A 21,189-nucleotide genomic window follows, 5' to 3' on the forward strand; every position below is an offset into this window, starting at 1 on the left:
CATTGTCGTCGTCCTGCTTCACCGACCTTGCACAGCAGTACATCGACGGTGAGTGGCGCCCGGGTACCGGTTCCTGGGACATCATCGACTTCAACCCGTACGACGACGAGAAGCTCGCGTCGATCACCATAGCCACGGTCGACGAGGTCGATCAGGCGTACCGGGCCGCCGCCCGTGCCCAGCGGCAGTGGGCCGCGACCAACCCCTACGCCCGCCGGGCGGTCTTCGAGAAGGCGCTGCGCCTGATCGAGGAGCGCGAGGCCGAGATCTCCGAGGCCATCATCGCCGAGCTCGGCGGCACACGCCTGAAGGCCGCCTTCGAGCTGCACCTCGCCAAGGAGTTCCTGCGCGAGGCGGTCCATCTGGCGCTGGCCCCCGAGGGCCGGATCATCCCCTCGCCGGTGGACGGCAAGGAGAACCGCGTCTACCGCGTGCCGGTCGGTGTCGTGGGCGTGATCAGCCCCTTCAACTTCCCCTTCCTGCTGTCGATCAAGTCCGTCGCCCCGGCGCTCGCGCTCGGCAACGCCGTGGTCCTCAAGCCGCACCAGAACACGCCCGTCGTCGGCGGCTCCCTGGTCGCGAAGCTCTTCGAGGACGCGGGGCTGCCCGGCGGTCTGCTGAACGTCGTCATCACCGACATCGCGGAGATCGGCGACGCGTTCATCGAGCACCCGGTCCCCAAGGTCATCTCCTTCACCGGCTCCGACCAGGTCGGCCGGCACGTGGCGACGGTGTGCGCCCGGTCGTTCAAGCGCTGCGTCCTCGAACTGGGCGGCAACAGCGCACTGGTGGTCCTCGACGACGCCGACGTCGACTACGCGGTCGACGCGGCCGTCTTCAGCCGGTACGTCCATCAGGGCCAGGTGTGCATGGCCGCCAACCGGATCCTCGTGGACCGCGCGGTCGCGGACGAGTTCACCGAGAAGTTCGTCGCCAAGGTGAGGAACCTCAAGGCGGGCGACCCGCGCGACCCGGAGACCGTCATCGGCCCGGTCATCAACTCCTCGCAGGCGGACGCCGTCTCCGGTGTGGTCGAGCAGGCCCTCGCCGAGGGCGCCACGGCCCTGGTGCGCGGCGGGCGGACCGACAACCTCGTCGAGCCGTCCGTGCTGACCGGCGTCCCGGCCGACTCGGCGCTGCTCAGGCAGGAGGTCTTCGGCCCGGTCGCGTTCCTCGTCCCGTTCGACGGCGAGGAGGAGGCCGTACGCCTCGTCAACGACACCCCGTACGGGCTGAGCGGCGCCGTGCACACCGGGAACATCGAGCGCGGGGTGAACTTCGCCAAGCGGATCGACACGGGCATGTTCCACGTGAACGACGGCACGGTCCACGACGAGCCGATCGTCCCCTTCGGCGGCGAGAAGCACTCGGGCCTGGGCCGGCTCAACGGCGACACGATGCTGGACTCCTTCACCACGACCAAGTGGATCTCGGTGCAGCACGGCCGGAGCGGCTTCCCGTTCTAGAGGCGTGGCCGTGAGGCCATGAGGGCCGGTCGTGGGCCACTCGAGAAGTACTCGAAGGCATGTGGCCGGTGTCCGGAACTCGTTGCGTGCGGCGGGGCCGTCGCACATGCTCTAAGCGCGTCCGTCACGCCCACCGGAAACCCTCGGGCATCTCAACTTCCCCTGTAACAACGTGGTTTCAGGGGAAGCGGTGCGCCATACTCAAATTTAAGTATCCGGTGGTACGGTGTGCCTCCCGACGGACGGAGTGAGTGCATGGACGAACAGAACGAGGTGCTCGACAGCCCGACCGGCTGGGTCGCCACGCATGTGCGCCGGTACGTATCCAGCGAGGGCGCGAGCGGGCACATCTGGTACGGGAAGCCGACACTGGTGCTGACCACACGGGGACGCAAGTCCGGGGCGCTGCGGCGAACCGGGCTGATCTACGGGGAGGACCAGGGGAATTACGTCGTCGTCGGGTCCAACGGCGGATCCGACCACCACCCCCACTGGTATCTGAACCTGCTGGCGGAGCCGCGGGTGTCGGTTCAGGTGGCGGCGGAGACGTTCGAGGCGGTCGCCAGGGAGGCGGAAGAGGGGGAGCGGGCGCGCCTGTGGGAGGCGATGACCGTGATCTTTCCGCAGTACAAGAGCTACCAGAAGAAGACCGACCGGAAGATCCCCGTGGTCGTGCTGGAGCCACAGGGGCCCGCACGAGGATGACGGGTGCCCGGCGCCTCCGGTGAGGAGGCGGCTACGGCGATGCTCGGGGGAGTGCGCGTCGGTCGGGGGCCCGGTTCGCCGGGCCCCGCGCGCGGACGGCAGGGGGCCGTGCCGTGAGGGGGGACGCGTCATCGTGCCGTTCCACCCGCTCGTTTCTCATCGAAGGGTTGGATGTGTGCCATGGGCGGATTCAGTCGTCGGGGGTTCCTGAGAACGACGGGGGCCGGTGCCGCCGCGGTGGCCGTCACGGGGGCCGCGGCCGCACCGGCCGAGGCGGTGCGGAGCAAGGCCGTGTGCGTGCCGGAGGCGTCGCTCACCACGGTCGCCGCCGCCGATCCCCGGTACGGCGAACTGGTCAGCAGGGGATTCAACGGTCGCTTCGTCGGGGCGCCGGAGCTCGTACACGTGGTGCACACGCCCAAGCAGATCGACCAGGTGGTCACCGACGCCGTGGCGGCCGGCAGGCAGATCGCGGTCCGCAGCGGCGGGCACTGCTTCGAGAACTTCGCGGACCACCGTGACGTCCGTGTGCTCATCGACACCTCGCCGATGCGCGCGGTCTACTTCGACAAGGAGCACCGGGCGTTCGCGGTGCAGCCCGCCGCCACGCTGGCCGAGGTCTACCGCACGCTGTTCTACGACTGGGGTGTCACCCTGCCCGCCGGGGTCTGCCCCCAGGTCGGTGCCGGCGGGCACGTCGCCGGCGGCGGATACGGGCCGCTGACCCGTCGCGACGGAACCGTCGTCGACCATCTGCACGGTGTCGAGGTCGTCGTCGTCGGCGCCAACGGCAAGGCGCGCACCGTCACCGCCACCCGGGAGCCGGACGACCCCAACCACGATCTCTGGTGGGCGCACACCGGGGGCGGAGGCGGCAACTTCGGCATCGTCACCCGCTATCTGTTCCGTACGCCCGGAGCCTCGGGCAACGACCCCTCGGCCTTGCTGCCCAAGCCGCCCACCCGGCTCCGCTCCACCTTCGTGACGTGGTCGTGGGCCGACCTCGACCTCCCCCGGTTCACCCGGCTCGTCACCAACTACAGCCGGTGGTACGAGGAGAACCACGCCGATGCCCGCTACGGCAGCCTCTACAGCACCCTGCACCTCAACACGCACGCGGTCGGCTCCGTGTCGCTGGAGGCACGCTTCGACGGTGGCCGCGCCGACGCCGCCGAACTGATCGAGCGCTACGTCGCCGCCGTCAACGCGGGCACCGGCCTGGAACCGACCGTCGAGCACCAGGACGACCTGTGGCTCCAGGCCACCCTCGGTGCACGTTTCGACACCGGCGGGTACGACCGGCACAAGTCCAAGAGCGCCTATCTCAAGCGGGCATGGTCCCCCGAGCGCATCGCGACCGTCCACAAGCACCTCACCGATCCCGCGTTCGACGGCTGGGGCGCCGTCGATCTCTACTCGTACGGGGGGAAGGTCAACACCGTGGCGCCCGAGGCCACCGCCCTGCCCCAGCGGGACTCGATCCTCAAGGCGTGGTTCTCCGTCACCTGGATGGACCGGGATCTCGACGGCCAGCACCTGAACTGGATCCGCGAGCTGTACCGGGACGTCTTCCGCGACACCGGCGGTGTGCCCGTGCCGAACGACGAGCACGACGGCTGCTACATCAACTATCCCGACACCGACCTGGCCGACGAGCGCTGGAACACCTCCGGCGTGCCCTGGCACACGCTCTACTACAAGGACGGATACCGCCGCCTCCAGCAGGTCAAGGCGAAGTGGGACCCGCGCGGCGTCTTCCGCCACCCGCTCTCCGTCCGGCTCCCCTGATCCCCGGCTGAAAGGAAACCGTCACCGTGCGACCCGGCCGAGCCGTCGGTACACACATCACCCTGGGCGACGATCTCACCGTGGGCCGGCTCGGTTTCGGGGCGCTCCGGCTCACCGGCCCCCACCACTGGGGGCCGCCCGCCCGGCCGGACAAGGCCGCCGAGGTGGCACGGTGTGCGGTCGACCTCGGCGTCACGTTCATCGACACCGCCGACGTCTACGGACTCGGGGCCAACGAGGAACTGCTCGCCACGGCGCTCCACCCCTACCCGCCGGGCCTGGTCGTGTCCACCAAGGCGGGCGAGGTCCGGCCGAGCCCGCACCAGTGGCGGGTGCTCGGCCGGCCCGACTACCTGCGACAGCAGGCCGAGCTGAGTCTGCGCCGGCTGCGGCTGGAGTGCATCGAGCTCTTCCAGCTGCACCGGGTCGACCCGCAGGTGCCACTCGAGGACCAGGTGGGAGCGCTGAAACAGCTCCAGGACGAAGGCAAGATCCGGCACATCGGGCTCTCCGAGGTGACGGTGGAACAGATCGAGCAGGCCCGCGGTGTCGCGCGCATCGTGAGCGTGCAGAACAAGTACAACCTCTTCGACCGGCGTTACGAGAAGGAGCTGGCCCACTGCGAGCAGGAGGGCATCGCCTTCATCGCGTGGAAGCCGCTCGCCGGTACCGCCCGGCCGGCCCGGGAAAGTGCCCTGGCCCGGGTCGCCGCGCAGGTGGGAGCGACGACGACGCAGGTGGCGCTCTCCTGGCTGCTGCACCGCTCGCCGGTCGTGATGCCGATTCCGGGCACGGCGTCGCTGTCCCACCTGCGGGCGAACATGGCGGCGGCGGACATCGCCCTCGACGGCGAGCAGGTGGCCCTGCTCGACGAGACGTGAGGAACCGGCCGTCGCCCGGGCCGGGGGCCACCATCCCCGGCCCGGCCGTCCGCGGGGCGGGTCAGGCGCTCATCTCGTTCGCCACGGCCATGACGTACTCGCCGTACCCCGACCGCGACAGCTTCGCCCCGAGCCGGTGGCAGGCGTCGGCGTCGATGAAGCCCATGCGCAGGGCGACCTCCTCCAGGCAGGCGATCCGGACGCCCTGCCGGTCCTCCAGGGTCTGCACGTACTGACCGGCCTGGAGCAGTGACTGCGGGGTGCCGGCGTCGAGCCAGGCGAAGCCGCGGCCGAACGTGACGAGTTCGGCTCTGCCCTGTTCCAGGTAGATCCGGTTGACGTCGGTGATTTCCAGTTCGCCGCGGGCTGAGGGGCGTATGTGACGAGCGATCTCCACGACGTCGTTGTCATAGAGGTAGAGACCGGTAATGGCGAGATTCGAGCGGGGCTTTTCGGGCTTCTCCGCCAGTGAGACGAGCCGGCCTGTTTCGTCCACCTCCCCCACGCCGTAGCGCTCGGGATCGGTGACCGGATATCCGAAGAGGACGCACCCGTCGATGTTCTGGGAGTGTGCCGCCAGGAGATCGTAGAAACCGTTTCCGTGGAAGATGTTGTCGCCGAGGACGAGGGCGACCGAGTCGTCGCCGATGTGGTCGGCCCCGGTCAGGAAGGCCTGCGCCAGCCCGTTGGGAACGGGCTGTTCGGCGTACGTCAGGGAGATCCCCAGGTGGCTGCCGTCGCCCAGCAGCCTGCGCAACTGGGGGATGTCGCCGGGCAGGGCGATGATGAGGATGTCCCGGACGTCGGCCAGCATCAGGGCCGAGAGAGGGTAGTAGATCAACGGCTTGTCGTTGACGGGAAGCAACTGCTTCGAAACAGCCAGGGTGATCGGGTGTAAACGGCTTCCATAGCCGCCCGCCAGCACAATTCCTTTCACTGGCTCCTCCTTTGTCTGGGCATTGTCAGTGACAGTAGGCCGGAAGCCTCCCGGCGGACAACAATCGTCTTGCCGATATTGACCGTGATACGAGGTGACGGCTCCATGGTCACCTTCCGTTCGAGTCCGCTCGATCGGTTCTCGAGTCTGTTCCTTCCGAATCTGCATAGGGTGCACTTCATGGCCGTAGTCGACCGCGGTGATGCATCATCCGACCAGTAACCGACGTCGCCGGCCGGCACCGAAGGAGCGCGAGGAAACGACCGCAAGGGGAGGAAGAACCGTCGTGGCGGAACTGACGAGCGAGAAACTTTTTGCCATCCTGCGTGAGTGCGCGGGGGAAGAGGAGTCTGTGACCAGCGCGCAAAACGCAGTTGACATGGAATTCACCGACCTCGGGTACGACTCGCTGGCCCTCCTGGAGACCGCTGCCCGGGTCTCGAGCGAGTACGACGTCGACATCCCTGAAGAGGGGCTTTCCGAGGTGACGACCCCCGCCGGGTTTCTGGCCGTGGTCAACGGTCTTCTGAAAGTGGCCTGAAATCGCACTGTGACGCTCGTCACACCCAGATCGATTTGTTGATTGCGCAATCAGTTACGCGCGCATGCGCAGCAGGCGCTTTCCATTCCGGCGAAATGCCGGACCCGCTGTGGGGAACTTGTGAACCGCCTGAGGCGTTGATGCTCGGTAGACCAGTAGCTTTCTGCGATCTATGGGGGAACGTCGTGAAGCTGGGTGTCTTAGGCCCGCTTTCCGTGCAGGTCGAAGGTGATCTGCACACTCCGAGCGCACCAAAGATGAGAAGTGTTCTGGCCACACTCCTGGTGCACGCCGACCAGGTCGTGCCCGTATCGTCACTGATACGCGAACTGTGGGACGAGGACCCTCCGGTCAGCTGCTTGACCACGCTGCAGACCTACATCCTCAACCTGCGCAAGTTGCTGGCGTCCGCGACGGGAATGACCGCCCGTCAGGTCGCCTCCGAGATCCTCGTGACCCGGTCCGGCGGCTATCTGTTCCGGACAACCGAGGGGGACCTGGACGTCCACCGGTTCCACGAGCTGGTCGCGGACGGACGGCGGGCGCTGTCGTCGGGGGACGACCACGCCGCGCTGTCCACCCTCTCCAGCGCGCTCCAGCTGTGGCGCGGACCCGCACTCGTCGACGTCGTCGCCGGGCGGATCCTCGAGGGGCGGCGCCAGCAGTTCGAGGAGTCCCGGCTGGTCGTCCTGGAGTACCTCGTCGACACCCAGCTGCGGCTCGGCATGTACCGGGAGGTGCTCACCGAGCTCGCGGCGCTGACGGCCGACAACCCGTACCACGAGGGGCTGCACGCCCAGTACATGCGGGCGCTCTACCTCAACGGCCGGCGTGCGCAGGCCCTGGAGCTCTTCCAGCGTCTGAGGGTCAACCTGGTGAATCATCTCGGCCTCGAGCCGGGCCCGATGGCCCAGGAACTGCACCGCTCCATCCTCAACGCGGAGTCGATCGACGCCCAGGGCAACCTTCGCAGGCCGACGGGGGACATCGTGCGCATGTCGTCCTCCGGAGCGGTGCGGATCTACTGACACCGGGTGGAGCCCGGTCCGTCCGGCGGCGGACCGGGCTCCGTGTGTTCCGTGGCGCGGTGGGGGTCTTGCGGCGTGGCCGCCGGGTGTTCCGTGGTGAGGTGGGGCTGAGGTGGGGCGGTCGTCGCGCGGTGCGGCAGCCGGGCCTTCTGCGCTGCAGGGGGCAGGTCCTTGCGGCGGCGGGTGGTCGCCCGTGGGGCGGCAGACCACCCCTGGTGGCGCGGGCGCCCGGCCGCCGGGAGTCCGTCGAGCGCTCCTGGAGAGCGGATGCCCTGCCCCGGAGTCCGACGGACCGGTCCTCCGGGCGGGGCGGGTCCCCCGCCCGGTGACCGGGGCCGCCGCGTTCTCCCACCGCCGGACCGGGCGGTGGCCGCTCAGGCCGGGGTCGACGCGCTGACGAACCTGACGGGCGTGGGCAGATGGAGGGGGCCGTCGCCGCGCAGGCGGTCCAGTTCGGTGGTCAGGCGGTGGCGCAGCTGCCGGCTCTCGTACTCCGGGAGGTGCTGCCACAGCAACCGCATTCCCTGAGTGTGGGACCAGTCGACCCAGGTCTCGCCGTCCGGCGCGCGCAGTGGGATGTGCTCGTCGATGACCTCCACCTCCTCGAACCCGGCGCGAACCATGGTGCGGGTCAGGTCGCCGGTGTCCTGCAGCCAGCTGTTGAACCGCCGCTTCAGCGCTTCCGGCCGCCAGTCGGTCGGCAGGTTGCGCAGCAGCCGTTCCGGAATCAGCTCCGTGAACACGGGCGGGAGGAAGGGGAACGTGTCCTCCGTGAAGACCGGGCTGGTGAAGGCGATCCGGCCGCCCGGTCGCAGCAGGGTCGCGTACCGCGGGAGCGCGGCCGGTGCGTCCGGCAGGAAGATCAGGCTGTAGCTGCCGGTCACCACGTCGAACGAGGCGGGCGGGAGGTCGGGCTGCTCACCGTCCATGACCCGGACCTCGACATGCCGGGTGCCGAGCGCCCTGGCCTGCCGGCGGGCCTCCTCCACCATGGCGGGCGCGATGTCGATGCCGAGCACATGACCGGACGGGCCGACCCGCTCCGCCGCCACGAACAGCGACGCGCCGCGACCGCACCCCACGTCGAGAACGCGCTGCCCGGGTTGTGGATCGGCCCGTTCCACGAGTCGTCGGCCCATCGGTGTGAAGAACTCGACGCCCAACTGGTCATAGGTGGCCGCGGCATTGTTGAACGCCTCGGTGACCGTCGATTTGTACTTCGTATTGTCCATGGGTCCTCCGCGTGACGAAAGCCGACCGGACCACCCTGACCCGTCCGTCTGAAATATGGGTCGGAATGCGCTCGGCAGCTGCTCGAAACCGGCTTGTCGACGGGTCGAGTTGTGTGGAAAAGGATTGTTGCGGAGAGCCGTGCAAGTCAGGATGAGCGCATCGACGACCGACAGGAGTGCCGACCGTGAGCGATCACATCGACATTGTTCGCCGGATGGTGAACAGCTACAACACCGGACAAACGGACGACGTGGCCGAGTTCATCCACGAGGAGTACCTCAATCCGGGCGCCCTGGAACACATGCCGGAATTGCGTGGTCCCGAAGCGTTCGCACTCGCGGTGAAGTGGCTGAAGCTCACTTTCTCCGAGGATGCGTATCTCGAGGAGATCGGATACGAGGAAAAGGGCAGCTGGGTGCGGGCGAAACTCGCCCTGTACGGACGCCAGGTGGGCGAACTCGTGGGGATGCCCGCCACCGGGCGCAAGTTCTCCGGCGAGCAGATCCACCTCATCCGGATCCTGGACGGCAAGATCCGCGACCACCGCGACTGGCCGGACTACCTCGGCACCTACCGCCAGCTCGGCGAGCCCTGGCCCACGGAGGAGGGCTGGCGGCCCTGAGCAGCGTGTCCGGCACGCCCATGCCCAAGGGAAGGAACACGGTGAGCGCTTCCTCACCCGGGGAACCCCTGGAATCGACCGACCAGGACCTCGACGTACTCCTGAAGAACCTCGGCAATCTGGTGACCCCGATGGCCGTCCGGGTCGCCGCGACGCTCCGCCTGGTCGACCATCTCCTGGCCGGAGCCGACACCGTCGCCGGCCTCGCCGCCCGCACGGACACCCACCCCCAGGCGCTCGCCCGCCTGGTCCGCCACCTGACCGTGGTCGGCGTCCTGGAGGGCGGAGAGCCTGACCGGCCGCTGCGGCCCACCCGCCTCGGGCTGCTCCTCGCCGACGACCATCCGGCGCAGCAGCGGGCCTGGCTGGACCTGAACGGGGCCGTCTCCCACGCCGACCTGGCCTTCACCGGGCTCCTCGACGTGGTCCGCACCGGCCGCCCCGCCTACTCCGGGCGGTACGGGCGGCCCTTCTGGGAGCACCTCTCGGAGGACCGGGCGCTGGCCGACTCCTTCGACGCCTTGATGTCCTGCGACGAGGACCTGGCCTACGAGGCCCCGGCCGGCGCGTACGACTGGTCGGCGGTGCGGCACGTTCTCGACGTGGGCGGCGGCAACGGCGGTCTGCTCGCGGCGATCGCCCTGCGGGCGCCGCATCTGCGGGGCACCCTGATCGAACTGGCGGGCCCCGCCGAGCGCGCCCGGCGCACGTTCGCGGACGCCGGACTCGCCGACCGGGTCACCGTGGCGGAGGGCGACTTCTTCAAACCGCTGCCCGTCACCGCCGACCTCGTCGTGCTGTCCTTCATCCTGCTCAACTGGTCCGACGAGGACGCGCTGACGATCCTGCGCCGGTGCGTCGAGGCGCTGGAACCAGGAGGCAGGCTCCTCGTCCTCGACCGTGCCGACGTCGACGGGGACGGCGCCGACCGCTTCTTCAGCACCCTGCTCGACCTGCGGATGCTGACGTTCATGGGGGGCCGCGTGCGCACCCGGGACGAGGTGGTGGCCCTGGCCGCATCGGCCGGCCTCACCCTGGCCTCGGAGCGCGCCAGCGGTTCCACGACCCTCCCGTTCGACTTCTCCGTCCTCGAGTTCACCGCCGCTCCCGGGGCGGCCCACCCCGTCCTCCCAGCACAGGAGTAGACACATGTCCGAACGCATCGTGCCCAGTGGTGACGTCGAGCTGTGGAGCGACGACTTCGGTGACCCGGCGCACCCGGCGCTGCTGCTCGTCATGGGCGGCAACCTCTCCGCCCTGGGCTGGCCCGACGAGTTCGCCCAGCGGCTCGCCGACGGCGGTCTCCACGTCATCCGCTACGACCACCGCGACACCGGCCGTTCGACCACCCGCGACTTCGCCGCCCACCCCTACGGCTTCGGCGAACTGGCCGCCGACGCGGTCGCCGTCCTCGACGGCTGGGGCGTCGACCGCGCCCATGTCGTCGGCCTGTCGATGGGTGCGACCATCACCCAGATCATCGCTCTGGACCACCACGAGCGGCTGAGCAGCCTGACCATGATGCTGGGCGGCGGACTCGACATCGACTTCGACGGCAACATCGAGCGCGTGATGCGCGGTGAACCCACACCGGACGGCCTGCCCGGGCCCCAGCAGCCGTTCCTGGACGCGCTCGCCCTGATGAACCAGCCCGCCGAGGGGCGCGCCGCCGAGGTGGCCAAGCGCGTGAGCAAGTGGCGCATCCTCTCCGGAACGGGCGTGCCGTTCGACGACGCGGAGTACGCGCGCTGGGAGGAACGGGCGATCGACCACGCGGGCGGCACTCTCACCGAACCGTACGCGCACTACTCATTGACCCTGCCGCCGCCGGCGCGGGCCGCCGAACTGAGTGACGTCACCGTGCCGACCCTGGTCATCCAGGCCGAGCACGACCCCATCGCACCCGCACCGCACGGCAAGCACCTCGCCGGGCTCATCCCCACCGCCCGTCTGGTGGAGATCCCGGGCATGGGACACGCCTTGCCGTCCTCGGTCCACGGCCCGCTGGCCGAGGTCATCCTCGCCCACGCCCGCTCGGTGTCATGACCGTCGCGGACGAACAGCGGGCGGGCGAGACGATGTACGGGGCTGATCTCGCCCGCGTCTACGACCTGGTGCACCGGGAGCGCGGCAAGGACTACCGCACCGAGACCGAGGCGGTCGCCGCCGCCGCCCGGCAGCGCAGGCCCGGCGCCCGGCGGCTGCTCGACATCGCGTGCGGCACCGGCGGGCATCTGCGGCACTTCGCCCAGCTCTTCCCGCATGTCGAGGGGCTGGAGCTGTCCGCGCCGATGGCCGAGGCGGCCCGCGCCGCGCTGCCCGGACTGACCGTGCACCCGGGGGACATGCGCGACTTCCGTCTCGACGCCACCTTCGACGTGGTGACCTGCATGTTCGGCTCCATCGGCTACATGTCGTCGGTCACCGAACTGCGCCGGGCGCTGAGCATGTTCGCCCGGCATCTCGAGCCCGGCGGAGTGGCCGTGGTCGACCCGTGGTGGTTCTACGAGACGTTCGCCGACGGCCATGTCTCGGCCGACGTCGTGACCGTCGACGGCGTCACCGTCTCCCGGGTCTCGCACTCCGCCCGCCGCGGCCGCACCTCCCACATGGACGTGCACTTCGTCGTCGCCGAACCCGGCGTCGGAGCCCGGCACTTCGTCGACACGCACATCATCTCCCTGTTCAGCCGGGCCGAGTACGAACAGGCGTTCAGGGAGGCCGGTTTCGCTGTCGAGTACCTGCCCGAGGCACCGTCGGGCCGTGGCCTGTTCGTCGGCGTCCTCGGGTGAAGCAGCGACGGGAACCCGCAAGAAACGACGAGAGAGGAACGACATGAACGACCACGAGGTCGACGTTCTGGTGGTGGGTGCGGGTCTCGGTGGCCTGTCGACGGCGATGTTCCTCGCCCGGCAAGGTGTCCGGGTGCTGGTGGTGGAGCGCAGGTCAGGCCTCTCCCCCTATCCGCGGGCCGCCGGGCAGAACCCGCGGACCATGGAGCTGTTGCGCATCGGGGGCGTCGCGGACGAGGTGACCCGGGCCGACGACATCCGCGGAGCCCAGGGCGACTTCGTCATCCGGCTCGCGCAGAGCGTGCGGGGGGAGATTCTGCGGACCGTGTCGGAGAGCTTCGACGACATGGTGGCCGCGACCGATCCGTGCACGCCGGCCGGCTGGGCGATGCTGTCCCAGGACAAGCTGGAGCCGATCCTGCTCGCACAGGCGCAGCGCCACGGTGGCGCCATCCGCTTCGGCACCCGGCTGATGTCGTTCCACCAGGACGAGGACGGTGTCACGGCCCGGCTGGAGGGGCCCGAGGGCGAGTACGACCTGCGCGCCGGGTATCTCGTGGGTGCCGACGGCAACCGCAGCCTGGTGCGGGAGTCGCTGGGCATCGAGCGGTTCGGGCACGGCACGCTGACCCACATGGTCGGCATCATCTTCGACGCGGACCTCTCCGGCATCATGGAGCCGGGCACGACCGGCTGGTACTACCTGCACCATCCCCAGTTCACCGGCACCTTCGGGCCCACGGACCGGCCCGATCGGCACACCCTCTTCGTCGAGTACGACCCCGACGAGGGCGAGAGTCCCGAGGACTTCACACCACAGCGTTGCATCGAACTCATCGGCCTCGCGCTGGACGCCCCCGAGGTGCGGCCCGAGCTCGTCGACATCCAGGGCTGGGAGATGGCGGCCCGCATCGCCGAACGCTGGCGCGAGGGGCGGGTGTTCCTGGCCGGGGACGCGGCGAAGGTCACCCCGCCCACCGGGGGCATGAGCGGCAACGCGGCCGTCGCCGACGGGTTCGACCTCGCCTGGAAGCTGGCGGCGGTGCTGCACGGGCAGGCCGGGCCGGGGCTCCTCGACACCTACGAGGACGAGCGCAAGGTCGCCGCGGAGCTGGTCGTGGCCGAGGCGCTGGCGATCTACGCGCAGCGGATGGCGCCGCACATGGCGGATGTGTGGGACAAGTCGGTGGGGTACGCCGAGACGCTGCTCGGCTTCCGCTACCGCTCCTCGGCGGTTCTGGCCACGGACGTCGACCCGGCGCGGGTGGAGAACCCGCTGGACCCGAGCGGTCGCCCGGGCTTCCGCGGACCGCACGTCATGGTGTCCCGGCACGGCGAGCGGATCTCCACGGTCGACCTGTTCGGCGACGGCTGGACCCTGCTGGCCGGTGAGCTGGGGTCCGACTGGGTCGCGGCGGCGGAGACGGTCGCGACGGAACTGGGCGTACCCGTCCGGGCGTACCGGATCGGCGCCGGCCTCACGGACCCGGAGGACGCGGTGGCCCACCGTTACGGCATCGGCAAGGCCGGCGCGAGTCTGGTCCGCCCCGACGGCATCGTCGCCTGGCGCACCGACGAACCGGCGGCCGACGCGGCGAACACCCTCGGCGGTGTTCTGCGCAAGGTCCTGGCTCGCTGACACCGAGTCGGCACGCGGCAGGGGCCCCGACCCCGCACCCCGCCGGAGTGTTCGGCGGGGTGCGCCGGCCTGCCGGGGTTCCGGAACCGGCGCAGGTGGATCGGGAGCGGGTACGGCGGACGTTCGCGGGCGGGGCGTACGGCAGAGGGCGCTGGTGCGAGGCCCACAGGGTGCCGGAGGCGGCCACGGGCCGGCGGTGGAGATCAGAGCTCACGGCATCAGGCACGGCCGGCAGATCGTGGAGCGGCCGGGTGCGGCGGACCTGCCGCCGGCAGCCGTGACGGCCGCGTCCCCGCCGGCGGAATCCCCACAGCGGGTGAGCGCCTCGGCCCCGGCGGCTCACGCCGGTGGCGCCCGCGGGGCCCTCCGGCGTCATGCCCAGCCGTCGGACCGAGCGGGCGCCCGCCGTGCGTCAGGCCAGGTCCAGCTCCTGCGACAGGACGTCGTGCGCACGGGACTTCGGGTCACCGATGAGTGCGGCCGCCCGGCGGACGCGGTCGACCAGGAGGGCTTGGCGGCGGATCGCCGACGTGTCGGTGAGGGGGCCGCCGCCCGAGAGAGCCGCGCGGACGAAGGCGTCCATCGCGTTGAAGACCTGGTTGTCCTCGGGCAGCGAGCGCTCCGTCACCACGTCCTGCTGTTCGATCCTGACCACCGGCTTCAGCTGCTCCGGCGGCGTGAAGGCACGCCGGACGCTCACCCGGCCCCGGTTGCCCCACAGCGCGTAGGTCGAGCGGTAGGAGTGCTCGAAGCCGAAGTCCAGCTGGGCCGTCACCCCCCGGTCGTCGCTCAGCAGCACACTGCCCGCCACATCCACGCCGGTCGCCTCGTCCACGCGCAGACAGGCGCCGAGCACGTCGAGCTCTCCCGTCAGGTACAGCTGGGCCGCCCGCAGCGGATACACCCCGACGTCGAGCAACGCGCCGCCGCCCAGCGCCGGCTGGTACCGGAACGACTCCGGCGCCAGCGGCGGCACGGCGAACGATCCCGAGAACTGCCGCAGTTCTCCGACGGCCTCGCCGAGCATTGCGCGCACCGCGGCGTGTTGGGAATGGTGCAGGAACATGAAGTTCTCAGCGAGCACGAGCCCGAGTTCCGACGCGGTCGACATCAGCTCGAGCGTTTTCTCGTACGCGTCCGACATCGGTTTCTCGACGAGCACGTGCTTTCCCGACCGCAAAGCCCGCAGCGCCCACTCGTGATGCATGCCGGGCGGCAGTGGAATATAGACGGCGTCCAGGTCGTCCCGCTCGACGAGTTCCGCGTAATCCCCCACACCACCGCAGCCGAATGCGGCTGCCACGCGTTCGGCCCTGGCCTTGTCACGACTGGCCACCGCGACGAGGTCGACGTGGTCATGCGCGGCGAGAACGGGCATGATCCGGCGCATCGCGATGTTCGCCGTACCGATCACGCCCATTCGGAGCGCCCGTTGCTGACGGTGCTCTGGCATAGGGGTCCTCATCACCTTGCGGGAGTCCAGTGGGTTGCCCACCGTACGGGCGGCGGATCAAGCACCGCTTGAGGAACGGTGGATGCGGAAAAGGGCAGTTCGAGTGTTCTTCTAATACGGCCCCGTACCTTGCCGAGGGAATCGGATGACGGAGGTGGCGGGGTGACGGCGGCGACGCATGCCCTGGGACGCGAACTGCAACTCGTCCACGCGGCACAGTGGCTCTACGCGATCAACGGCGAGCCGTTCGTGCCGGGGGAGGGCGACCCGTACGCGCGGCTGGTGCGGGGATTCGAGACAGGCGAAGGCGGCACGGACGACGCGGGCCAAGTGCTCGCGTCGATCGCGGAGCGAGGGCCGGTGTGGCGCAGCCGGCTCGACACCTGGGTCGTCACCGGCCCGGCGGCGCTCCGGCAGCTGTCCGGCTGCCCGGACCTGGCGGTGTCCGCCGCCGTGCCGCAGGCGGAGGCCTGGCTGCCCGACCCGGCGCGCCAGCACACGACGGAGCTCGCCAGGGACCTGGCACTGCGGGGCGGGACGAGGGCCGTGCGCGGGCACACCGGGACGCTACGGGAACGGGCCGGACAGGCCGCTGCCCGGCTCGAACCGGGCCGGGCCGACCTGGTGGCGGACTTCGTCCAGCCACTGACCGCGGCGGTGTACGCCGCACTCCTGGACGTCCCCGAAGAGCGGCACGCGGCTTTCGCCGCCGACATCGCCGCGGTGACCCCGGCCGTGGACGCGCTGCTCTGTCCACAGACGCTGGAGGTGACGCGGCGCCTGGCGGAGGGTGTCCGGGGACTGCGGGCGCTCTTCGCCGGGGGCGACCGGGCGGAGGCCGGCCTGGTGCTCGCCGTGGCCGGCGCGCGGGCCGCGGCGGACCTGCTCGGCAACGCCCTCCAGACGCTCCTCGACCGGCCGCGCGAGTGGGAACTGCTGCGCTCCGATCCCGCGCACGCGGCCCGGGTGGTCGTGGAGGCCCTGCGCGACCGGCCGCTGTGGCGGGCGCACCCCTTGGTGGCCCTCGCCCCGGCCGAGGTGGCCGGTAACCGTATCGAGACCGGTGACCCCGTCACCGCCGTGATCACCGAAAGCGGCGGCGATCCGGCCCCGCTGCCCGTGGCCGCCTGCGCCACCGTGCTCCCGGCCGCACGGGCGCAGGCCGAGCAGGCGCTGGCGGCGCTGGCCGCGCGGTTCCCGCTGCTGCGGCCGGACGGCTCGCCGGTGCGTGCGCGCAGGGCGCCCCTGACCCGGCGCCTGGTCAGGCTGCCGGTCCGACTCGGCGAGGAGGAGACGCGATGAGGGTTCTGTTCACCTCACTGGCCCACCACACCCACTACTACCCACTCGTGCCGCTGGCGTGGGCGCTGCGTACCGCGGGCCACGAGGTGCGGATCGCCAGCCAGCCCGAGCTGACCGACGTCATCACGGGCACGGGACTGACCGCCGTGCCCGTCGAGTGGTCGCTCGGTGCGCTGGAGGACCTGGGGCTGCTCGGCAAGCTCCACGACGAGGCCTCGGCGCACGTCCAGGGCTTCGACTACGCCGCCCGGGGCGAACACCCGTGGACCTACGAGCAGTTGCTGGGCCTGGAAAGCGTCATGGTGCCCACGCTCTACGGCGCGCTCAACAACGACACCATGGTCGACGCCCTGGTGGACTTCGCCCGCTCCTGGCAGCCCGACCTCGTCGTCTGGGAGACCTTCACCCTCGCCGGGGCCATCGCGGCGCGCGTGACCGGCGCGGCACACTGCCGGCTGGTCTCCGGCCCCGACATCAGCGTGCGGGCCCGCAAGGAGTTCCTGCGGCTGGCCGCCGAGCAGGAGCCGGAGCACCGCGAGGACCCCACGGCGGAGTGGCTGGAACGCACGCTGCTGCGGCTGGGATCCGGCGCCGGGTTCGACGAGGACATGGTCACCGGCCAGTGGACGGTCAACACCACGCCGCCCAGCACCCAGCTCGACCTGGAACTGCCGACCGTCCAGGTGCGGCACGTGCCGTACAACGGCCCCGCGGTGGTGCCGGACTGGCTGCGGGCCGATCCCGGGCGAAGCCGGATCTGCGTGACACTCGGTTCCTCGGCCTCGGACGTCGGCGTCGACCTGGCCGGACTCCTGGCCCATCTCGCGGAACTGGACGCGGAGATCGTGGCCACCGTCGACGAGGCGACCCGTGAGGCGGCGAAGCACCTGCCGGACAACGTACGCCTGGTGGACTTCGTCCCGCTCAACGACCTGCTGCCCACGTGTGACGCGGTCGTGCACCACGGGGGCGTCGGCACGAAGGCGACGGCCGAACTGCACGCCGTGCCCCAGCTGATCCTGGCCTTCGGCTGGGACACCGAGGTCATGGGCCGTGGCCTGGAGGACATCGGCGCCGGCCTGTGCGTGCCGAGCGCCGACCTGCTTCCGGATGTGCTGCGCAAACAGGTCCAGCGACTGATCACCGAGCCGTCGTTCGCCCACGGGGCCCGGCGGCTCCAAGAGGAACTGCTCGCCGTGCCCAGCCCCAACGAGGTCGTCCCGGTGCTGGAGCGGCTGGTCGCCGAACACCGCGGCGATCCCCCTGCCGGACGGGCGGCGTACGGCACGAACGGCTCAGTCCACGACCGAGGGTGAGGGGTTCAGAGGTGACGGACACCAAGGCGCTGGTGCTGGAACTGGCGCGCAAGTACCACAAGGAACAGGGAACGCGCGTCTTCGAACCGGGGATCACGCCGATCCTGTCCTCGGGTGCGGTCCTCGACGAGGAGGACCGGCACGCTCTGGTCGAGGCGGCGCTGGAGATGCGGATCGCCGCCGGTGCGCGCACCCGGAAGTTCGAGAGCGACTTCGCCCGCTACTTCCGGCTGCGCAAGGCGCACATGGTGAACTCGGGATCGTCGGCCAACCTGCTGGCGGTCAGCGCGCTCACCTCGCCGAAGCTGAAGGACCTGCGGCTGCGCCCCGGCGACGAGGCCATCACGGTGGGCGCCGGTTTCCCCACGACGATCAACCCGCTCGTACAGAACGGTCTGACACCGGTCTTCGTCGACGTGGAACTGGGCACCTACAACGCCTCGCTGGCCCAGATCGAGGCAGCGATCTCCCCGCGCACCAGGCTCATCATGATCGCGCACGCTCTCGGCAACCCGTTCCCGGTCGCCGAGGTGGCGGAACTGGCCTCCCGCCACGACCTGTTCTTCATCGAGGACAACTGCGACGCCGTCGGCTCCACCTACGGGGGCAGGCTCACCGGTACCTTCGGCGACCTGTCGACGGTGAGCTTCTACCCCGCCCACCACATCACCGCGGGCGAGGGCGGCTGCGTTCTCACGTCGAGCCTCGAACTGGCCCGGATCGTGGAGTCGATGCGCGACTGGGGCCGGGACTGCTGGTGCGAACCGGGCACCGACAACACCTGCCTGAAGCGGTTCGACTACCAGCTCGGCACCCTCCCGGCCGGCTACGACCACAAGTACATCTTCTCCCACGTCGGCTACAACCTGAAGGCCACCGACCTCCAGGGAGCCCTGGCGCTCAGCCAGTTGCAGAAGGTGGACGACTTCGGCGCGGCCCGGCGGCGCAACTGGCGGCGGCTGCACGACGGACTGGCCGGCGTGCCCGGACTGCTGCTGCCGCGGGCCACGCCGGGCAGCGACCCGAGCTGGTTCGGCTTCGCCCTGACCGTGCTGCCCGGCGCGGGCTTCACCCGCAGGGACCTGGTCGACTTCCTGGAAGGCCGGAAGATCGGCACCCGCCGGCTGTTCGGCGGGAACATCACCCGCCACCCCGCCTACCAGGACGTGCGCTACCGGGTCGTGGACGAGCTGACCAACTGCGACACCGTCACGGAGGACACCTTCTGGATCGGCGTCTATCCGGGGCTCACCAGCGAAATGCTCGACTACGTCGTCGAGTCCATCACCGAGTTCTGCACGCGAAGGGGCTGATCAGACCATGTCCGCACAAGCCAGCCGGGTCGCCGTCGTCACCGGCGCCACCAGCGGGATCGGCCTCTCCGTCGCACGGTCGCTGGCCGCCGCCGGCCACCGTGTGTTCCTCTGCGCCCGGGACGCCGACCGGGTCGCGCTCACCGTCAAGGAGCTGCGCGCGGAGGGCCACGACGTGGACGGCGCCGCCTGCGACGTACGCGACGTGGCGCAGATCGGGACCCTGGTCGCCGCCGCCGTGGAGCGCTACGGGCCCGTCGAGGTGCTCGTCAACAACGCCGGCCGCAGCGGTGGCGGCCCGACCCACACGATCACCGACGAACTGTGGGACGACGTGATGGCCACCAACCTGGACAGCGTCTTCCGCGTCACCCGCACCGTGCTGACCACCGGCCGCATGCGGGAGGGGAGCTGGGGGCGGATCGTGAACATCGCCTCCACCGGAGGCAAGCAGGGCGTGGTGCTCGGCGCCCCCTACTCCGCCTCCAAGCACGGGGTCGTCGGCTTCACCAAGGCCCTGGGCCTGGAGCTGGCCAAGACCGGCATCACGGTCAACGCGGTGTGCCCCGGCTATGTGGAGACCCCCATGGCGGAGCGGGTCCGGCAGGGCTACGCCGCCGCCTGGGAGACCACGGAGGAGGAGGTGCTCGACCGGTTCCAGGCCAAGATCCCCCTCGGCCGCTACAGCACGACCGACGAAGTGGCGGGCCTGGTCGGCTACCTGGTGACCGACACGGCCGCATCCATCACCGCGCAGGCGATCAACGTCTGCGGCGGGCTGGGCAACTACTGAGGAGAGCCATGCCGGACGAGACCGTGCACCACACCGTTCACGAGATCGACGTGCGAGCGCCTGCCGAAGCGGTGTTCGACCTCGTCGCCGAAGCCTCGCGCTGGCCGGTGCACTTCCCGCCCAGTGTCCATGTCGAGCGACTGGAGGGCGACGACCGGAAGGAGCGGCTGAGGATCTGGGCGACGGCCAACGGCGAGGTCAAGAGCTGGACCTCGAGCCGCGAACTGGACCGTGCGGGACTGCGAGTGACGTTTCGTCAGGAAGTGTCCCGGGAGCCGGTGCGGAGCATGAGCGGCGAGTGGCGGCTGGAGCCGCTCGGCGCGGACCACACCCGGGTGCGGTTCACACACGCGTTCACCGCCGTCGACGACGCCCCGGAGCACGTCGAGTGGATCCGCCGGGCGATCGACACCAACAGCGGCGCCGAACTCGAGGCGTTGCGCAGGGGCGTCGAGGACGCGGCCCCGGGCCTCACCTTCACGTTCGACGACAGCGTGCATGTGGAAGGCTCGGCGAAGGACGCCTATGAGTTCATCCGCGCCGCCGACCGCTGGAGGGAGCGGCTGCCGCACGTCGCCCGGGTCGTCCTCACCGAGGACACCCCGAACGAGCAGATTCTCGAGATGGACACGCTCACCGCCGACGGCGAGACCCACACCACCCGTTCGGTGCGTGTCTGTTTCCCCGCCGAGCGGATCGTGTACAAGCAGATCCGGACGCCGGCGCTGATGGCCGCGCACACCGGCGAATGGATCTTCCAGGAGGACGGGCGGGGCTGCACGGTCACCTCCCGGCACACCGTGCGGATCGAGCCGGACGCCGTGACCACCGTCCTCGGCCCGCAGGCCGACGTGGCCGCCGCCCGCACCATGATCCGGGAGGCACTCGGGCGCAACAGTCTCACCACGTTGCGATGCGCCGCGGAGCACGCGAAGCGGCTGCACACCGCCGAGCCGGTCTCCGCCGAGACGTACGTCGCCGTGCAGCAGTTCTACGCGCGGCAGATGCGGCTCCTCGACGAGCGGCAGGCCGACGAGTGGGCGGGGACGTTCACCGAGGACGGCGTCTTCGCGCAGAACACGGTCCCCGAGCCGCTGCGCGGGCGGGAGGCCGTCGCCACGGCCGTACGCCGGAACCTGGAACGCACGGCGGACACCCCGGAGCAGCGGCGGCACGTGTTCTCCATGCTCACCGTGGTGCCCGGACCCGACGGCTCCCTGAGCACCCGCTGCTACGCCCAGGTCCTGGTGACCCCGGCAGGGGGGCAGACCAGACTGCACCTGAGCGCGGTGTGCGAGGACGAACTGGTGCCGCACGGGGCCGGCTGGCTGGTCCGCCACCGCAGGGTCGAGCACGACGGCGTCTGAGCGTTCACTCGAC

General features: G+C 70.4%; 19 protein-coding genes. 16 read left to right on the top strand and 3 right to left on the bottom strand.

Annotated elements, in window-relative coordinates; all coding sequences use genetic code 11:
- Positions 1–2 precede the first annotated feature (2 nt).
- From ABTX62_RS08990 to ABTX62_RS09005, 4 genes are all read left to right on the top strand, one after another.
- Positions 3–1,466 carry an aldehyde dehydrogenase family protein gene (locus ABTX62_RS08990; RefSeq protein ID WP_352115523.1) on the top strand — a complete coding sequence of 488 codons (1,464 nt, stop codon included), beginning with the start codon at positions 3–5 and terminating at the stop codon, positions 1,464–1,466.
- Positions 1,467–1,721: 255 nt separating this feature from the next.
- Positions 1,722–2,171, top strand: a complete 450-nt coding sequence (locus ABTX62_RS08995) for a nitroreductase family deazaflavin-dependent oxidoreductase (protein ID WP_352115524.1) — start codon at positions 1,722–1,724, stop codon at positions 2,169–2,171.
- 180 nt (positions 2,172–2,351) lie between these two features.
- Complete coding sequence (locus tag ABTX62_RS09000) at positions 2,352–3,959, top strand: FAD-binding oxidoreductase (RefSeq protein WP_352115525.1); 1,608 nt, start codon at positions 2,352–2,354, stop codon at positions 3,957–3,959.
- Between the two features lie 26 nt (positions 3,960–3,985).
- Positions 3,986–4,840, top strand: coding sequence for an aldo/keto reductase (locus ABTX62_RS09005; RefSeq protein ID WP_352115526.1), 855 nt, complete (start codon positions 3,986–3,988; stop codon positions 4,838–4,840).
- Between the two features lie 61 nt (positions 4,841–4,901).
- Here the strand turns inward: ABTX62_RS09005 and rfbA are convergent, their stop codons facing one another.
- Positions 4,902–5,777 (bottom strand): glucose-1-phosphate thymidylyltransferase RfbA, encoded by an 876-nt coding sequence (gene rfbA / locus ABTX62_RS09010; protein WP_352115527.1) that lies wholly within the window; start codon positions 5,775–5,777, stop codon positions 4,902–4,904.
- 286 nt (positions 5,778–6,063) lie between these two features.
- On the opposite strand from rfbA, the gene ABTX62_RS09015 reads away from it, so the two are divergent.
- Positions 6,064–6,318: an acyl carrier protein gene (locus tag ABTX62_RS09015; RefSeq protein WP_283967991.1), complete on the top strand. Its 255-nt coding sequence runs from the start codon at positions 6,064–6,066 to the stop codon at positions 6,316–6,318.
- A gap of 257 nt (positions 6,319–6,575) precedes the next feature.
- On the top strand, positions 6,576–7,346 hold the full coding sequence (locus tag ABTX62_RS09020; RefSeq protein WP_352115528.1) for an AfsR/SARP family transcriptional regulator: 771 nt from the start codon (positions 6,576–6,578) through the stop codon (positions 7,344–7,346).
- A gap of 374 nt (positions 7,347–7,720) precedes the next feature.
- Here the strand turns inward: ABTX62_RS09020 and ABTX62_RS09025 are convergent, their stop codons facing one another.
- Positions 7,721–8,578 carry a class I SAM-dependent methyltransferase gene (locus ABTX62_RS09025; RefSeq protein WP_352115529.1) on the bottom strand — a complete coding sequence of 286 codons (858 nt, stop codon included), beginning with the start codon at positions 8,576–8,578 and terminating at the stop codon, positions 7,721–7,723.
- 185 nt (positions 8,579–8,763) lie between these two features.
- On the opposite strand from ABTX62_RS09025, the gene ABTX62_RS09030 reads away from it, so the two are divergent.
- The 5 genes from ABTX62_RS09030 to rdmE are packed head-to-tail and all read left to right on the top strand — an operon-like array spanning position 8,764 to position 13,632.
- Complete coding sequence (locus ABTX62_RS09030) at positions 8,764–9,201, top strand: SnoaL/DnrD family polyketide biosynthesis methyl ester cyclase (RefSeq protein WP_352115530.1); 438 nt, start codon at positions 8,764–8,766, stop codon at positions 9,199–9,201.
- Between the two features lie 41 nt (positions 9,202–9,242).
- A complete protein-coding gene (locus ABTX62_RS09035) occupies positions 9,243–10,346 on the top strand; it encodes a methyltransferase (RefSeq protein WP_352115531.1) in 1,104 nt (367 codons plus the stop codon).
- 4 nt (positions 10,347–10,350) lie between these two features.
- Positions 10,351–11,247: an anthracycline biosynthesis tailoring methylesterase RdmC gene (gene rdmC / locus ABTX62_RS09040; RefSeq protein ID WP_352115532.1), complete on the top strand. Its 897-nt coding sequence runs from the start codon at positions 10,351–10,353 to the stop codon at positions 11,245–11,247.
- Positions 11,248–11,279: 32 nt separating this feature from the next.
- The gene (locus ABTX62_RS09045; protein WP_502997925.1) at positions 11,280–11,993 is read left to right on the top strand and encodes a class I SAM-dependent methyltransferase; all 714 of its coding nucleotides are present in this window, start codon (positions 11,280–11,282) and stop codon (positions 11,991–11,993) included.
- A gap of 43 nt (positions 11,994–12,036) precedes the next feature.
- Positions 12,037–13,632 (top strand): aklavinone 12-hydroxylase RdmE, encoded by a 1,596-nt coding sequence (gene rdmE, locus ABTX62_RS09050; RefSeq protein ID WP_352115534.1) that lies wholly within the window; start codon positions 12,037–12,039, stop codon positions 13,630–13,632.
- Positions 13,633–14,044: 412 nt separating this feature from the next.
- On the opposite strand, the gene ABTX62_RS09055 is transcribed toward rdmE, so the two are convergent.
- On the bottom strand, positions 14,045–15,052 hold the full coding sequence (locus ABTX62_RS09055) for a Gfo/Idh/MocA family protein (RefSeq protein WP_502997926.1): 1,008 nt from the start codon (positions 15,050–15,052) through the stop codon (positions 14,045–14,047).
- Between the two features lie 195 nt (positions 15,053–15,247).
- Between ABTX62_RS09055 and ABTX62_RS09060 the strand changes: the two genes are divergently transcribed.
- The 5 genes from ABTX62_RS09060 to ABTX62_RS09080 are packed head-to-tail and all read left to right on the top strand — an operon-like array spanning position 15,248 to position 21,176.
- A complete protein-coding gene (locus tag ABTX62_RS09060; protein ID WP_352115536.1) occupies positions 15,248–16,387 on the top strand; it encodes a cytochrome P450 family protein in 1,140 nt (379 codons plus the stop codon).
- Positions 16,384–17,703 (top strand): activator-dependent family glycosyltransferase, encoded by a 1,320-nt coding sequence (locus tag ABTX62_RS09065; RefSeq protein ID WP_352115537.1) that lies wholly within the window; start codon positions 16,384–16,386, stop codon positions 17,701–17,703. The genes ABTX62_RS09060 and ABTX62_RS09065 overlap by 4 nt, the downstream gene beginning before the upstream one ends.
- A gap of 11 nt (positions 17,704–17,714) precedes the next feature.
- Entirely contained in the window at positions 17,715–19,016 is a 1,302-nt protein-coding gene (rfbH, locus tag ABTX62_RS09070) for a lipopolysaccharide biosynthesis protein RfbH (protein WP_352115538.1), read from the top strand.
- A gap of 7 nt (positions 19,017–19,023) precedes the next feature.
- The gene (locus ABTX62_RS09075; RefSeq protein WP_352115539.1) at positions 19,024–19,809 is read left to right on the top strand and encodes an SDR family NAD(P)-dependent oxidoreductase; all 786 of its coding nucleotides are present in this window, start codon (positions 19,024–19,026) and stop codon (positions 19,807–19,809) included.
- 8 nt (positions 19,810–19,817) lie between these two features.
- Positions 19,818–21,176, top strand: coding sequence for a nuclear transport factor 2 family protein (locus tag ABTX62_RS09080; protein WP_352115540.1), 1,359 nt, complete (start codon positions 19,818–19,820; stop codon positions 21,174–21,176).
- Positions 21,177–21,189 lie beyond the last annotated feature (13 nt).

This window comes from Streptomyces sp. NPDC096046 (assembly GCF_040303285.1).
Taxonomy (GTDB): domain Bacteria; phylum Actinomycetota; class Actinomycetes; order Streptomycetales; family Streptomycetaceae; genus Streptomyces.

Bases quoted from the DNA above. Each gene is read 5' to 3' on its own strand.
- ABTX62_RS09000 (WP_352115525.1), top strand. From the start codon at position 2,352: ATGGGCGGATTCAGTCGTCGGGGGTTCCTGAGAACGACGGGGGCCGGT.
- ABTX62_RS08995 (WP_352115524.1), top strand. From the start codon at position 1,722: ATGGACGAACAGAACGAGGTGCTCGACAGCCCGACCGGCTGGGTCGCC.
- rdmC (WP_352115532.1), top strand. From the start codon at position 10,351: ATGTCCGAACGCATCGTGCCCAGTGGTGACGTCGAGCTGTGGAGCGAC.
- rdmE (WP_352115534.1), top strand. From the start codon at position 12,037: ATGAACGACCACGAGGTCGACGTTCTGGTGGTGGGTGCGGGTCTCGGT.
- ABTX62_RS09045 (WP_502997925.1), top strand. From the start codon at position 11,280: ATGTACGGGGCTGATCTCGCCCGCGTCTACGACCTGGTGCACCGGGAG.
- ABTX62_RS09075 (WP_352115539.1), top strand. From the start codon at position 19,024: ATGTCCGCACAAGCCAGCCGGGTCGCCGTCGTCACCGGCGCCACCAGC.
- ABTX62_RS09025 (WP_352115529.1), bottom strand. From the start codon at position 8,578: ATGGACAATACGAAGTACAAATCGACGGTCACCGAGGCGTTCAACAAT.
- ABTX62_RS09055 (WP_502997926.1), bottom strand. From the start codon at position 15,052: ATGGGCGTGATCGGTACGGCGAACATCGCGATGCGCCGGATCATGCCC.
- ABTX62_RS09080 (WP_352115540.1), top strand. From the start codon at position 19,818: ATGCCGGACGAGACCGTGCACCACACCGTTCACGAGATCGACGTGCGA.
- ABTX62_RS09020 (WP_352115528.1), top strand. From the start codon at position 6,576: ATGAGAAGTGTTCTGGCCACACTCCTGGTGCACGCCGACCAGGTCGTG.
- ABTX62_RS09065 (WP_352115537.1), top strand. From the start codon at position 16,384: ATGAGGGTTCTGTTCACCTCACTGGCCCACCACACCCACTACTACCCA.